Raw genomic sequence first — 13,385 nt, forward strand, 5'->3', positions numbered from 1 at the left:
CAAATTTTGTGTTCGACGCAGACTCAATGTGGGAGCGGGCTTGCTCGCGAAGAGGCCAGACAAGGCACAACAGATCGTGCAGCCTCAACCAAAAATCCCGAATACCACTATCGGCGGTTTTTGCCTCACTGCCACATGACGGACGCATTACAACCCTAGGATGGCCCCATCTGCCAGATGAGGTCCGTCCATGAACAACTCGATCACAACTGCCCTGACCAACCCCGGCGCACCGATGAAGGTGCGCGGTGTACAGAAGCGCTTTGGCGCGTTTACTGCGCTGGATAACGTTTCCCTCGACGTAGCGGCCGGTGAGCTGGTGTGTTTGTTGGGCCCGTCGGGCTGCGGCAAGACCACCTTGCTGCGTTGCATCGCCGGGCTGGAGAAGCAGGACAGCGGCGAGCTCTATCTAGGCGATCGCGACGTTTCCCACCTGGCGCCCCAAGCGCGGGACTACGGCATTCTGTTTCAGTCCTACGCACTGTTTCCCAATCTCACCGTCGAAGCGAACATTGCCTACGGCCTGGCCGGCAGTGGCCGCGAAGAGGTGCGTCAGCGTGTCGGTCAGATGCTGGAACTGGTTGGCCTGAGCGGCAGTGAGAAAAAGTACCCGGGCCAGTTGTCCGGTGGACAGCAGCAACGCGTAGCGCTGGCTCGCGCCTTGGCCCCGGCACCTTCGTTGTTGTTGCTGGACGAACCGATGTCGGCACTCGATGCTCGCGTCCGTGAGCACCTGTGCACCGAACTGCGCCAGCTGCAACGCAGCCTCGGCATCACCACCCTGATGGTTACCCACAACCAGGACGAGGCCATGCTGATGGCCGACCGCATTGCCGTGATGAACAACGGCCAAGTCGAGCAGTACGCCACGCCGCAGGAAATCTACAACCGTCCGGCCACGCCGTTCGTGGCGGAGTTCGTCGGCCAGGGCAACTGGCTGCCTTTCAGCCGCAACAGCGACAGCCACGCCCAAGTCGGCGGGATGAACCTGCGCCTGGCCGACGGCAGCGCAAAAAATGCCTCGGGTCGTTTGTTCTGTCGCCCGGAAGCGATCAACGTCAATCCGCCGGTGCATGAAGAAAACCTGTTTCCGGCCAGGGTTCGCGAAATCACCTTCCTGGGTAATCGCTGTCGGATGAGCTTCGAGCTCGACCATTTGCCTGGCCACGCACTGCTGGCCGAGCTGGCACCCGAAGCCATGCCGCGTCTTGGCGCGCAGCAGATCATGGTGGCTTTGCCGCCACAGAGCTTGCAGGTGTTTGCCTGATGAATTCGAACATCGCGCTGCCGCTAACGCACAAGCAGGTGCGGAAGTATTCCCGTGCCGAACTGGGCGACCGCCTGTTCGTGGTCGGCGGCAAAGTCCTTTTGCTGGTGCTGCTTGGCGTCGCGGTACTGATGCCGTTGCTGGCCATCTTCTGGCGCGGCTTCAGTGCCGAAGCCGGGCAGGGCGGAGGCTGGCTGGCTGCTCAAGAATTGATCGGCAGTGCCAATTTTCATTGGTTGCTGGGCAACAGCCTGAAGGTATCTCTCAGCGTCGCCGCCATTGTCGTACCACTGGCCTACCTGTTTGCCTACGCCCTGCAACGCACCCTGATTCCCGGCAAGGGCATCTGGCGGGGGATTTCATTGTTGCCGCTGATGGCGCCTTCGATGCTGCCGGGGATTGCCCTGGTTTATCTGTTCGGCAACCAGGGCCTGTTACGCAGCTTGCTCTCGGATAACATCTACGGCTTCTGGGGCATCGTTCTGGGTGAGGTCATCTACACCTTCCCACATGCCTTGATGATTTTGCTGTCAGCGCTTTCCCTGGCGGATGCGCGCCTGTTCGATGCCGCCTCGAGTATGGGCGCCAGTCCGGCAAAAGCCTTTCGCAGCATCACCTGGCCGGCGACCCGTCAGGCGGTATTTGCTGCGTTCTGTCTGGTGTTCACTCTGACCATCACTGACTTCGGTGTACCCGTGGTCGTCGGTGGCGACTATCAAGTGCTGGCACTGGAAGCCTACAAGGCGGTGGTCGGCCAGCAACAGTTCGGTCGCGGCGCGTTGATCGGCATGGTGCTGTTGCTGCCGGCGCTGTTCAGTTTCGGGGTCGATGCCTGGTTGCGTCGGCGTCATGGCGATTCCATGAGCGGTCGGGCGCAAGTCTTTAAACCAGCGCCGTCGACGTTGCGCGACGGCTGCTACCTGGTCGTGGTGCTGCTGATCTGCACCGCGTTGCTAATGGTGTTCGGCATGGCGGTGTTCTCATCGCTGGTGAAATTCTGGCCGTACAACCTGTCGCTGTCGCTCAACCACTATCAGTTCAACGACACCGCGGGTGGCGGCTGGCTGGCCTACGGCAACAGCGTGAAAATGGCGTTATGCACGGCGCTGATCGGCAGCCTGTTGATCTTCACCGGCGCGTACCTGATGGAAAAAACCAGGGGCCAGCGTGGACTGAACCTGGCCCTGCGCATGCTCAGCTTCGTACCGATGGCAGTGCCGGGCCTGGTGCTGGGCCTGGGTTACGTTTTCTTTTTCAACCTCACCGGCAACCCGCTGCACGTGCTCTACGGGACCATGACCCTGCTGGTGGTCTGCACCATTGCGCATTATTTGACCACCGCGCAAATGACCGCCACCACCGCGCTTCGCCAACTCGATGCCGAGTTCGAAGCCGCCGCGCTGTCACTCAAGGCGCCGCTTTATCGGCATTACTTGCGGGTCACCGTGCCGATTTGCCTGCCGGCGCTGCTGGATATCGTGCGCTACCTGTTCGTCTCGGCCATGACCACCGTCTCGGCAGCGATCTTCCTCTATAGCCCCGACACCATTCTCGCGGCGGTCGCGGTGCTGAACATGGACGATGCCGGCAATGTCGGTGGTGCGGCGGCGATGTCGACCCTGATTCTGTTCACCTCGGCGGGCGTGTCCTTGCTGCTGGCCTGGGCTTCGCGCGGTTTGCTGCGTCGCTCGCAAGCCTGGCGGCAGACCGCGCCTGGTCACTGATTCACCCTCTCAACTCAACTACAGGAAAAGATCATGTTCAAGCCTATGGCCCTGGCCGCTGCTGTCCTCACCGCTTTCAGCCTGAACGCCTTTGCGGCGAAAACCGAGTTGACGGTGTACACCGCCCTCGAAGCCGAGCAACTCAAGACCTACAAGCAGGCGTTCGAAAAAGCCAACCCGGACGTCGAGATCAAATGGGTGCGCGACTCCACCGGCATCATCACCGCCAAATTGCTCGCCGAAAAAGACCGCCCACAAGCTGACGCCGTATGGGGCTTGGCCGCATCGAGCCTGGCGATCCTCGACCAGCAAGGCATGCTGCAAAGCTACGCGCCCAAAGACCTTGGCAAGATTGGCGGCAACTACCGCGACGCCGCCAACCCGCCAGCCTGGGTCGGCATGGACGTGTGGGCCGCGACCATTTGCTTCAACACCGTCGAAGCCCAAAAGCAGGGCCTGAGCAAGCCTGTGAGCTGGCAAGACCTGACCAAGCCCGAGTACAAAGGCAAGATCGTCATGCCCAACCCGGCGTCTTCCGGCACCGGTTTCCTCGACGTCAGCGCGTGGCTGCAAACCTTCGGCGAGAAGCAGGGCTGGGCCTACATGGACGGCCTGCACCAGAACATCGGCCAGTACGTTCACTCCGGTTCCAAGCCCTGCAAACTGGCGGCGGCGGGTGAGTTCCCGATCGGTATTTCCTTTGAATACCCGGCTGTGCAGCTGAAACGCCAGGGTGCGCCACTGGACATCATCCTGCCGAAGGAAGGCCTGGGCTGGGAGATCGAAGCCACGGCCGTGATCAAGGGTACCCAACATGAAGACGCCGCGAAGAAACTCGCGGACTTCTCGGCCAGCCCCGAGGCGATGGAGCTTTATAAAGAAAACTTCGCCGTACTCGCACAGCCTGGTATCGCCAAGCCGCAGACCGAGTTGCCGGCTGACTATGAGCAGCGTTTGATCAAGAACGACTTCGCTTGGGCGTCGAAGAATCGCGACGAGATTTTGACCGAATGGCGCAAGCGTTATGACGGCAAGTCCGAGAAGGTGGCGGCCAAGTAAATCTTCGCAGCCTGAAAGGGCCTCTTCGCGAGCAGGCTCGCTCCCACCAGGATCGTTGGTGTTCACAGAGTTTGTGTCTCACCCGAAAATCTGTGGGAGCGAGCCTGCTCGCGAAGACGGTCTACTATTCAACGCCAATCCACTTCATCGCGAGACTTCTGATGAGCCCAAACGAACAAGCAGTCGCCAAGGTTTTCGCCCTCTACGAGCGCTTCGGCGATGCCGACTACATTGGCGAACCGGTGTCGCAGATCGAGCACATGTCCCAGGCCGCGCAGTGCGCGATGGCCGAGGGCTTTGATGACGAAGTGGTGCTCGCCGCTTTTTTCCACGACATCGGGCACATCTGCGCCGAGGGCGCCGAGAACATGGGCGGCTTTGGTGTGGTCAGCCATGAACGGCTGGGCGCCGATTACCTGCGCAGTGTTGGTTTCAGCGAACGCATGGCGCGGTTGGTGGAGTATCACGTGCAGGCCAAGCGTTATCTGACGCTCAAGGAGCCGGGGTACTACGAGCGCTTGAGCGAGGCCAGTCGCCGGACACTGGAGTATCAGGGCGGGGTGATGACGGAAGCCGAGGCGCAAGCTTTTGAGCAGGACCCTTTGTGTGAAGTCAGTTTGCGCATGCGCCAGTGGGATGAGCAGGCCAAGGAGATGCAGGTGCCGGTCATGGACCTGGGTCTTTTGAAGGATAAGGCGTTGCGATTGCTCGCCGCTTAAAACGGGTCAACTGTAGGAGCGAGCCTGCTCGCGATGGACGTCAACGATAACGCTGGCAGCCTGACACCCCGCGACGCTCTCAGATTCATCGCGAGCAGGCTCGCTCCTACAGTTGCTGCGCCAGTTCTTCGATTTGCTCTTGCCGCTCCGCCTGATTCAACTTCGCATGTGCGTTGAGCGACGACCACTGTGGATGCGCCCGGGCCTTGTTCAAGGCTTCGGGGAGTTTGCCTTCGCGCCAGCTCTTGTCCTGGGGTGTAGCCAGCTGAATGCTGTCCATTGCGGCGTGCCCGCGGGCATTGAGCGCTTGCAGCAGTTGGCGCTGGCGCAGGGCCAACAGTCGCAGCACATTGTCATCGACCGTCAGCTCTCGCTGGCCCTTGAGCTTGCCGAGCAAGCGGCTGCCATAACTGCGGGCGGTTTGCAGGGCGCCGCCGGCGATGGCACCGGCCAGTGCGGCCGCACCCAAGGTAATACCGCCGACCAGTAGATCGACGCCGGCGCCGGCGGCAGCACCCGCGGCGATGCCTCCTCCGACCCGCACGCCCAGTTGCTTGAGGGTCTCCGGATTGAACAGGTCATCGCCCCAACGACCGTCGAGCAGCGGCAAATCACTCGCTGTGGCGTCCTGCAGGCGGAAGGCATAAAGCCTGAGCAGGGACTCGACGCAGCGCTGCTCTCGCTGTCGCACGGCTTTGCGCAGTTCGTTGATCGCTTGCCGCTCTTGCTCAGCATCGCTGACCACACTGCGTCGGCAGGCTGCGCAATCGATCAAGAGCTCGGCGATCAAGCGAGCCGCGCTTTGCTCGCGGGCCAGGCGCTGGGCTTGCTGGTCGGCGATCAGTCGTTGCAGTTGCGGCCGGGCATTTTCCAGCAGCAGCGCGAGGCTTTCATAAAGCCGGCGTTCGCCATCCTCCGGCGGTGCGACGCTGTCGAAGCGCACCAGCGCATGCAAACCCAAACGGGCCAGCGCTTCACGCCACGCCGGCTCACGGTGGTTGTCGCTGCTGACAAAATTCAGCACCGGCAGCAGCGGTTTGCCACAACTGGCCAGCACTTCCAGCTCATCGCGATACTTGGCGAGAACCGGTTCCCGGGCGTCGATCACATAGAGCCCGGCGTCCGACGCCAGCAACTGGCGCAACACCTTGGCTTCCTGTTCGAAGCGCTGCCGTGCTTCGCTGCCCTCAAGAAAACGTGCCAGCCGTGCCGGGCCGTCCAGCCGCTCGCCGGGGCGCTCCAGGCGTTCGAGGTAATCGAGCAGGGCGATGGCGTCTTCCAGTCCGGGTGTGTCGTACAGATCAAGCAAAGGTTCGCCATCCACCGACAGTCGCGCGCCTTCGACGTGCCGCGTGGTGCTGGGGCGGTGGGACACTTCGCCGAAACCGACATCACGAGTCAGGGTGCGCAACAACGAGGTTTTGCCGACGTTGGTGTGGCCGACAACCGCGAGTTTCAGAGGCTGCTTCCTGGTGTCAGTCATGGCCCGTCTCCAGCCAGTTCATCGGTGCGCAATCGGCGAACGGCAGCTCAAGCTGTTGCAGCGCCACGTGCCAATCGCCGAGGCGTTCGGCATCCAGCGCTTCACCCGGCGGCGCTTGCAGCAACCAGATGCGGGTCGCGCTGGCGCTGCGGGCCAGTTCGGCAATCAGTGCCAGGCTGCCGCGATCCGGCGAGCGCCGTGGATCGCAAGCGATTGCCAGGCGCGCAGGCGGAAAGCGGCTCAGTTGTTCGAGGAGTTTGTGTCGCGATTCGCGGCTGTCGAGGATGCCGGCGTTGCTGACGTTCTTGGGCAGTTGTGGCGGCCACGGGCGGTCGTCGTCCAATTCGATCGCGACCAATAGCGCGCCATCGCTTTGTTGTTCACTGACGCCGCTTGCCACTCGATGAAGTTGAGCCGGTGCGGCATCGCTGACACCCAGGCGTTCACTGGTAGGCATCAGGCGTTCGCGCAGTTGCGCATAGCCGGGCAGGTTCAAGTCCAGGCGTAAGGCAGACCTGCCGGTTTTCCAGCGCCACAGGCAAAACACTGCAAGCAGCAGGCGCGGCACGACGCCGTAGACCAGCAGTACGCCCACCAGCCAAGCAGCCCAGGCCTGACGGGCGCTTTCGATATTCAGTGCAGCGTCGCCACTGGCGCGGATCATCTGTTCAGTCGGCACACTGAAACCAAGCAAGGCTGGGAGCGCACCCAGGGCCTGGGTCACGGCAATGAATGTGTCGGCACTGAGGATGGTGGTTTCCCAAACGAAGCCGTAGCGCCGGGTTGCCATCAACGTCAGCAGAATCACCAAGGCACTGAGCATCGCCAACAACCACAGGCCATTGACCAGAACACCGATGGCCCAGCGATTGAGTTTCTGGCGTTGCAGCAACAGCAGCAGGGCCGGCGCCAGTTGTGCGGCCTTGGCGTCCCGGGCGAGTTTTTCGCTTAGCCACAACCACAAGCGGCCGAGGCTGGCGCCGTGTTCGCCAGCAAACACCAGGCCCAAGGCCCAGCTCAACAATAGGATCAGGTTGATCCCGAGCAGACTGCCCAGCGCCCAGAACACATTCACCGGGTGCAGGCCGTCGCCCATCGCGGCAAAGGCCAAGCCGGCGCCGCTGATCACGGCCAGCACCGCCAATACGATCAGCGCCAATCGTGCGCCCTGCAGCCAGTGTTTGAGTGCCTCGCTCAAGCCATCGCGTTCGGCCAGCCACAGGGCGCGACGTTGAATGCGTGCTGGCAGATCGCCGCCGGCGCTGCGGGCCAGCCGATTGGCTTCCAGATCTTCAAGGGGGCCGGCATGTTCTTCGCGCAGGCGGATGGTTTCTGTCAGCCAGAGATTATTCAGTTCAGTCACGCGGCATCCCGTCGCTTAATTGAACTGTGAGCATAACCGCTGTGGCGCTTATCCGGGTAAGCGCGGCTCTGGTATCCTCGCCGGCATGACTAAATCACTCCCCCTCAGCCTGATCGCAGCCCTCGGTGAAAACCGCGTGATCGGCATCGACAACAGCATGCCCTGGCACCTGCCGGGGGACTTCAAATACTTCAAGGCCACCACCCTGGGCAAGCCGATCATCATGGGGCGCAAGACCTGGGATTCCCTCGGTCGCCCATTGCCAGGTCGCTTGAACATCGTGGTCAGTCGTCAGGCGGATCTGGTGCTCGAAGGCGCGGAGGTCTACCCCTCGCTGGAGGCGGCCGTGGTTCGCGCTGAAGAATGGGCCAAAGAGCAGGGCGTCGATGAGCTGATGCTGATCGGCGGGGCGCAGTTGTATGCGCAGGGGTTGGCGCAGGCAGATCGGCTGTACCTGACCCGTGTGGCACTGAGCCCGGAAGGGGATGCGTGGTTTCCGGAGTTTGATTCGGGGCAGTGGAAGCTGGTGTCCAACATCGAAAACCCGGCTGTGGATGACAAGCCGGCATACAACTTCGAAGTTTGGGAAAAAGGCTAAGAGCTTCGCGAGCAGGCTCGCTCCCACAATGGGTTTGTGTCGCTCACAGATCCAGTGTGGGAGCGAGCCTGCTCGCGAAGAGGCCCGCTCAGCCGCTGAAAGACTTAAGCGTGAGCCAACTCAGAATGCTCATCCGCATCCAGCAATTCTTTATCCGTCTGCTGCATCACCTGGCTGGTAATCGCCCCGGCCGTGATCGAACCACTGACATTCAACGCCGTGCGCCCCATATCAATCAGCGGCTCGACCGAAATCAGCAACGCCACCAATGACACCGGCAAGTCCATCGCCGGCAGCACGATCAACGCGGCAAACGTCGCGCCACCGCCAACGCCAGCCACACCCGCCGAACTCAACGTAACAATTGCCACCAGCGTCGCGATCCACAGCGGGTCCAGCGGGTTGATGCCAACGGTCGGCGCCACCATCACCGCCAACATCGCCGGATACAATCCGGCGCACCCGTTCTGGCCAATGGTCGCGCCGAACGAGGCGGCGAAGCTGGCGATGGATTGCGGGATACCCAGGCGGCTGGTTTGTGCTTCGATGCTCAACGGGATCGTTGCAGCGCTCGAACGGCTGGTGAAGGCAAACGTAAGCACCGGCCAGATCTTGCGGAAGAACCTCAACGGGTTGATCCCGGCGGCAGACACCAGCACGCCATGCACCACAAACATCAAGCCCAGGCCGATGTAGGACACCACCACGAAACTGCCGAGCTTGATGATGTCTTGCAGGTTGGAGCCAGCGACCACTTTGGTCATCAGCGCCAACACACCGTAGGGGGTCAGCTTCATCACCAGGCGCACCAGACGCATCACCCAGGCTTGCAGGGTGTCGATGGCATTGATCACTTTCCGACCTTTTTCCACGTCATCCTTCAGCAGTTGCAGCGCTGCAACCCCGAGGAACGCGGCAAAGATCACCACGCTGATGATCGACGTCGGCTTGGCCCGCGCCAGGTCGGCGAACGGGTTTTGCGGAATGAACGACAGCAGCAACTGCGGCACATTCAGGTCGGCGACCTTGCCGGCATAGTCGCTCTGGATGGTTTGCAGGCGCGCCATTTCCTGGGTGCCGGCCACCAGGCCCTCGGCGGTCAGGCCGAACAGGTTGGTCAGGCCGATGCCGATCAACGCCGCTATGGCGGTGGTGAACAGCAGCGTGCCAATGGTCAGGAAGCTGATTTTGCCCAACGACGAGGCATTGTGCAGACGGGCCACGGCGCTGAGGATCGAAGCAAACACCAGCGGGATCACGATCATTTGCAGCAGCTGCACGTAACCGTTGCCCACCAGATCGAACCAGCCGATCGAGGCTTTCAACACCGGGTTGCCGGCACCGTAGACAGTGTGCAACGCCACACCAAACACCACGCCCAGCACCAGTGCGAGCAGGACTTTTTTCGCCAGGCTAAATGTTGTGTGGCGGGTTTGTGCCAAGCCCAGCAGCAGGGCGAGGAACACCAGCAGATTGAGAATCAGCGGCAGATTCATTGGAACTCCCATTAGACAGGTGCGAACTGCCTTCCGGGGCAGTTGCGAACCGGCAAGCCTAACAGCTTGAAATCTAATGATTTAATATCAAAAACGTCTTGAAAGTGTCGTTTTTGGAATAAGCGCATGTCGCTTTTGAGAATGTGACTGGCGCGAAAGGTACGTTGACGGTCGCTGACGGATGAGGACTGTCACAGGTATTTGTTAGCGTCGATGTCTTTCAATCAGGGAGATATGAGGATGAAGTTCGCACCGAAATTACTGGCTGCAGCTCTTTGCCTTGGCCTCGCCGGCCAGGTATTCGCCACGGATCTGAAACACTGGCCCGCCGATCAGGCCAAGGCACTGGATGCCATGATTGCCGCCAATGCCAACAAAGGTAACTACGCGGTGTTCGACATGGACAACACCAGTTACCGCTACGACCTCGAAGAGTCGTTGCTGCCGTTCATGGAAAACAAAGGCCTGATCACCCGCGACAAACTCGACCCCTCCCTGAAACTGATGCCGTTCAAGGACACCGCCGACCACAAGGAAAGCCTGTTCAGCTACTACTACCGTCTCTGCGAAGTCGACGACATGGTTTGCTATCCATGGGTCGCCCAGGTGTTCTCCGGTTTCACCCTCCAGGAGCTCAAGGGCTACGTGGATGAGTTGATGGCCTCCGGCAAACCGGTGCCCGCCACCTATTACGAAGGCGACGTGGTCAAGAAACTCGACGTCAACCCGCCGAAAATCTTCACCGGCCAGCAAGAGCTCTACAACAAGCTGATGGAGAATGGCATCGAGGTCTATGTGATGACCGCCGCCTCGGAAGAGCTGGTGCGCATGGTCGCGGCCGATCCGAAGTACGGCTACAACGTCAAACCGCAGAACGTGATCGGCGTGTCGATGCTGCTCAAGGACCAGAAGACGGGCGAATTGACCACCGCACGCAAGCAGATCACCGCTGGCAAATATGACGAGAAGGCCAACCTCGGCCTGGAACTGACGCCATACCTGTGGACCCCGGCGACTTGGATGGCCGGCAAGCACGCGGCGATCCTGACCTACATCGACGAGTGGAAAAAACCGGTCCTGGTCGGCGGCGATACCCCGACCAGCGACGGCTACATGCTGTTCCACGGCGTTGACGTGGCCAAGGGCGGTATCCACTTGTGGGTCAACCGCAAGGACAAGTACATGACCCAGATCCAAGGCATGATGGCCAAGAACGCCGCGGCCCAGGCCAAGGAAGGGCTGCCGGTGACGGCGGACAAAAATTGGGTGGTCGTCACACCGCAAGAGATTCAGTAAGGACTTTGATTCACTGTAGGAGCGAGCATGCTCGCGATGGTCGTTAACGATGACACGTGCGTTCTGATTTGACGCGGTGTCCTTAAATCCATCGCGAGCAGGCTCGCTCCCACAGTTTGATTGGTGTTGTCCTCCAATCCAGTGTGCAAAGCTGATCCATTGTGGGAGCGAGCCTGCTCGCGATGAGCCAGTCGGTACAATGAAAGCCTCTGATCGATCCACTTCTTCCTACAGTCGAAACCTGCACGTTCTTGCGTAAGGGACTACGATTGATCGTTCCCACGCATGGGAACGATCAGATCAGAAACAAAAAAAATACCCCGCACTTGGCGGGGTATTTTTCCTTCAACGCTTAAGCCTTACAGCCCATCAAGCATCGCCTTGTTACGCACAGCACCCTTGTCGGCACTGGTCGCCAGCAGGGCGTAGGCTTTCAAGGCAGTGGTCACTTTACGTGGACGCACTTCCACCGGTTTCCAGCCTTTCTTGTCCTGCTCGACGCGGCGCGCGGCCAGTTCTTCGTCGCTGACCAACAGGTTGATCGAGCGGTTCGGAATGTCGATCAGCACTTTGTCGCCGTCCTGCACCAGGCCGATGGCGCCACCGGCAGCCGCTTCAGGCGAAGCGTGGCCGATGGACAGGCCTGAGGTGCCGCCGGAGAAGCGGCCGTCGGTGAGCAGGGCGCAGGCTTTGCCCAGGCCTTTGGATTTCAGGTACGAAGTCGGGTAGAGCATTTCCTGCATGCCGGGGCCGCCTTTCGGGCCTTCGTAGCGAATGATGACGATGTCGCCTTCCTTCACTTCGTCAGCGAGGATGCCGCGTACGGCGCTGTCCTGGCTTTCGAAGATCTTCGCGTTGCCTTCGAACACGTGGATCGATTCGTCGACACCGGCGGTTTTCACCACGCAGCCGTCCAGGGCGATGTTGCCGTAGAGAACGGCCAGGCCGCCTTCTTGCGAGTAGGCGTGCTCGACGCTGCGGATGCAGCCGTTTTCACGGTCGTCGTCCAGGGTGTCCCAACGGGTCGACTGGCTGAACGCGGTTTGCGTCGGGATGCCCGCAGGACCCGCCTTGAAGAAGTGATGCACCGCTTCGTCGTTGGTCTGGGTGATGTCCCACTTGGCGATGGCTTCTTCCATGCTGCGGCTGTGCACGGTCGGTAGCTGGGTGTGCAGCAGGCCGCCACGGGCCAGCGAGCCGAGGATGCTGAAGATCCCGCCGGCGCGGTGCACGTCTTCCATGTGGTATTTCTGGATGTTCGGCGCAACCTTGCACAGTTGCGGCACGTGACGGGACAGGCGGTCGATGTCGCGCAGGTCGAAATCGATCTCGGCTTCCTGGGCCGCGGCCAGCAAGTGCAGGATGGTGTTGGTGGAACCGCCCATGGCGATGTCCAGGGTCATGGCGTTTTCGAACGCCTGGAAGTTGGCGATGTTGCGCGGCAACACCGACTCATCGTTCTCGCCGTAGTAACGCTTGCACAGCTCGACGATGGTGCGGCCGGCCTGCAGGAACAACTGCTCGCGGTCGCTGTGGGTGGCCAGGGTCGAACCGTTGCCCGGCAGTGCCAGGCCCAGGGCTTCGACCAGGCAGTTCATCGAGTTGGCGGTGAACATGCCGGAGCACGAACCGCACGTAGGGCAGGCGCTGCGCTCGTACTCGGCAACCTTCTCGTCAGAAGCGCTGGAGTCGGCGGCGATCACCATGGCGTCGACCAGGTCGAGACCGTGGCTGGCCAGCTTGGTCTTGCCGGCTTCCATTGGGCCGCCGGACACGAAGATCACCGGGATGTTCAGGCGCAGGGACGCCATCAACATGCCAGGAGTGATCTTGTCGCAGTTGGAAATGCAGACGATGGCGTCGGCGCAGTGGGCATTGACCATGTACTCGACGGAGTCGGCGATGATCTCGCGGCTCGGCAGCGAATAGAGCATGCCGTCGTGGCCCATGGCGATGCCGTCGTCGACGGCGATGGTGTTGAATTCTTTTGCCACGCCGCCAGCGCGTTCGATTTCGCGGGCGACCAGTTGCCCCAGATCTTTCAGGTGCACGTGGCCCGGCACGAACTGGGTAAACGAGTTGGCAATGGCGATGATCGGCTTCTTGAAGTCGTCATCTTTCATCCCCGTTGCGCGCCACAGTGCGCGGGCGCCGGCCATGTTGCGGCCATGGGTGGATGTTTTCGAGCGGTAATCAGGCATGAAGCACTCCGGGCGGCTAATCAGGTATCAAAAGGGAAGTGAGCTTCTATTGACGTCTGGAACACTCAGAAATGGCCGGGTGTCCGGAAGTTGCCGATAACTTTGCGGGATCGCCGCGCGCTTCAGCTTGAGCTCATAAACCCGCCGGGGATGACTGGCGATGAATGTTCGCGATTCTA

The 13,385-nt window shown here is 60.9% G+C and carries 10 protein-coding genes; 6 read left to right on the top strand and 4 right to left on the bottom strand.

All coding sequences use genetic code 11. The features are described 5' to 3' along the window. Positions 1-190: 190 nt before the first annotated feature. The 4 genes from CGA21_RS02070 (at position 191) to CGA21_RS02085 (ending at position 4,769) form a co-directional block, all read left to right on the top strand. The gene (locus CGA21_RS02070) at positions 191-1,267 is read left to right on the top strand and encodes a putative 2-aminoethylphosphonate ABC transporter ATP-binding protein (RefSeq protein WP_110750207.1); all 1,077 of its coding nucleotides are present in this window, start codon (positions 191-193) and stop codon (positions 1,265-1,267) included. Next, positions 1,267-2,991 carry a putative 2-aminoethylphosphonate ABC transporter permease subunit gene (locus CGA21_RS02075; RefSeq protein ID WP_188263424.1) on the top strand — a complete coding sequence of 575 codons (1,725 nt, stop codon included), beginning with the start codon at positions 1,267-1,269 and terminating at the stop codon, positions 2,989-2,991. The genes CGA21_RS02070 and CGA21_RS02075 overlap by 1 nt, the downstream gene beginning before the upstream one ends. Positions 2,992-3,024: 33 nt before the next feature. Then, positions 3,025-4,050 carry a putative 2-aminoethylphosphonate ABC transporter substrate-binding protein gene (locus CGA21_RS02080; RefSeq protein WP_110750211.1) on the top strand — a complete coding sequence of 342 codons (1,026 nt, stop codon included), beginning with the start codon at positions 3,025-3,027 and terminating at the stop codon, positions 4,048-4,050. A gap of 161 nt (positions 4,051-4,211) precedes the next feature. Beyond that, entirely contained in the window at positions 4,212-4,769 is a 558-nt protein-coding gene (locus CGA21_RS02085) for a phosphonate degradation HD-domain oxygenase (RefSeq protein WP_188263425.1), read from the top strand. Between the two features lie 106 nt (positions 4,770-4,875). Here CGA21_RS02085 and CGA21_RS02090 read toward each other — a convergent pair whose 3' ends face one another. Both CGA21_RS02090 and CGA21_RS02095 read right to left on the bottom strand, forming a co-directional pair. Beyond that, positions 4,876-6,252, bottom strand: coding sequence for a GTPase/DUF3482 domain-containing protein (locus CGA21_RS02090; protein WP_110750215.1), 1,377 nt, complete (start codon positions 6,250-6,252; stop codon positions 4,876-4,878). After that, the gene (locus CGA21_RS02095; RefSeq protein WP_188263426.1) at positions 6,245-7,615 is read right to left on the bottom strand and encodes a DUF2868 domain-containing protein; all 1,371 of its coding nucleotides are present in this window, start codon (positions 7,613-7,615) and stop codon (positions 6,245-6,247) included. The genes CGA21_RS02090 and CGA21_RS02095 overlap by 8 nt, the downstream gene beginning before the upstream one ends. An 85-nt stretch (positions 7,616-7,700) precedes the next feature. Between CGA21_RS02095 and CGA21_RS02100 the strand changes: the two genes are divergently transcribed. Further along, a complete protein-coding gene (locus CGA21_RS02100; RefSeq protein ID WP_188263427.1) occupies positions 7,701-8,213 on the top strand; it encodes a dihydrofolate reductase in 513 nt (170 codons plus the stop codon). Positions 8,214-8,317: 104 nt separating this feature from the next. On the opposite strand, the gene CGA21_RS02105 is transcribed toward CGA21_RS02100, so the two are convergent. Beyond that, the gene (locus CGA21_RS02105) at positions 8,318-9,709 is read right to left on the bottom strand and encodes an L-cystine transporter (protein WP_188263428.1); all 1,392 of its coding nucleotides are present in this window, start codon (positions 9,707-9,709) and stop codon (positions 8,318-8,320) included. 240 nt (positions 9,710-9,949) lie between these two features. Here CGA21_RS02105 and CGA21_RS02110 point away from each other — a divergent pair, with 240 nt between their 5' ends. Next, the gene (locus CGA21_RS02110; RefSeq protein ID WP_110750225.1) at positions 9,950-11,005 is read left to right on the top strand and encodes a haloacid dehalogenase-like hydrolase; all 1,056 of its coding nucleotides are present in this window, start codon (positions 9,950-9,952) and stop codon (positions 11,003-11,005) included. Positions 11,006-11,364: 359 nt separating this feature from the next. Here the strand turns inward: CGA21_RS02110 and ilvD are convergent, their stop codons facing one another. After that, a complete protein-coding gene (gene ilvD / locus CGA21_RS02115; protein ID WP_020797344.1) occupies positions 11,365-13,206 on the bottom strand; it encodes a dihydroxy-acid dehydratase in 1,842 nt (613 codons plus the stop codon). Between the last annotated feature and the right edge of the window lie 179 nt (positions 13,207-13,385).

It is taken from the genome of Pseudomonas sp. PSB11, assembly GCF_014596605.1.
Lineage (GTDB): Bacteria > Pseudomonadota > Gammaproteobacteria > Pseudomonadales > Pseudomonadaceae > Aquipseudomonas > Aquipseudomonas umsongensis.

Coding starts and splice junctions, on each gene's coding strand:
- CGA21_RS02075 (WP_188263424.1), top strand. CDS start 1,267: ATGAATTCGAACATCGCGCTGCCGCTAACGCACAAGCAGGTGCGGAAG.
- CGA21_RS02085 (WP_188263425.1), top strand. CDS start 4,212: ATGAGCCCAAACGAACAAGCAGTCGCCAAGGTTTTCGCCCTCTACGAG.
- ilvD (WP_020797344.1), bottom strand. CDS start 13,206: ATGCCTGATTACCGCTCGAAAACATCCACCCATGGCCGCAACATGGCC.
- CGA21_RS02080 (WP_110750211.1), top strand. CDS start 3,025: ATGTTCAAGCCTATGGCCCTGGCCGCTGCTGTCCTCACCGCTTTCAGC.
- CGA21_RS02090 (WP_110750215.1), bottom strand. CDS start 6,252: ATGACTGACACCAGGAAGCAGCCTCTGAAACTCGCGGTTGTCGGCCAC.
- CGA21_RS02105 (WP_188263428.1), bottom strand. CDS start 9,709: ATGAATCTGCCGCTGATTCTCAATCTGCTGGTGTTCCTCGCCCTGCTG.
- CGA21_RS02100 (WP_188263427.1), top strand. CDS start 7,701: ATGACTAAATCACTCCCCCTCAGCCTGATCGCAGCCCTCGGTGAAAAC.
- CGA21_RS02070 (WP_110750207.1), top strand. CDS start 191: ATGAACAACTCGATCACAACTGCCCTGACCAACCCCGGCGCACCGATG.
- CGA21_RS02110 (WP_110750225.1), top strand. CDS start 9,950: ATGAAGTTCGCACCGAAATTACTGGCTGCAGCTCTTTGCCTTGGCCTC.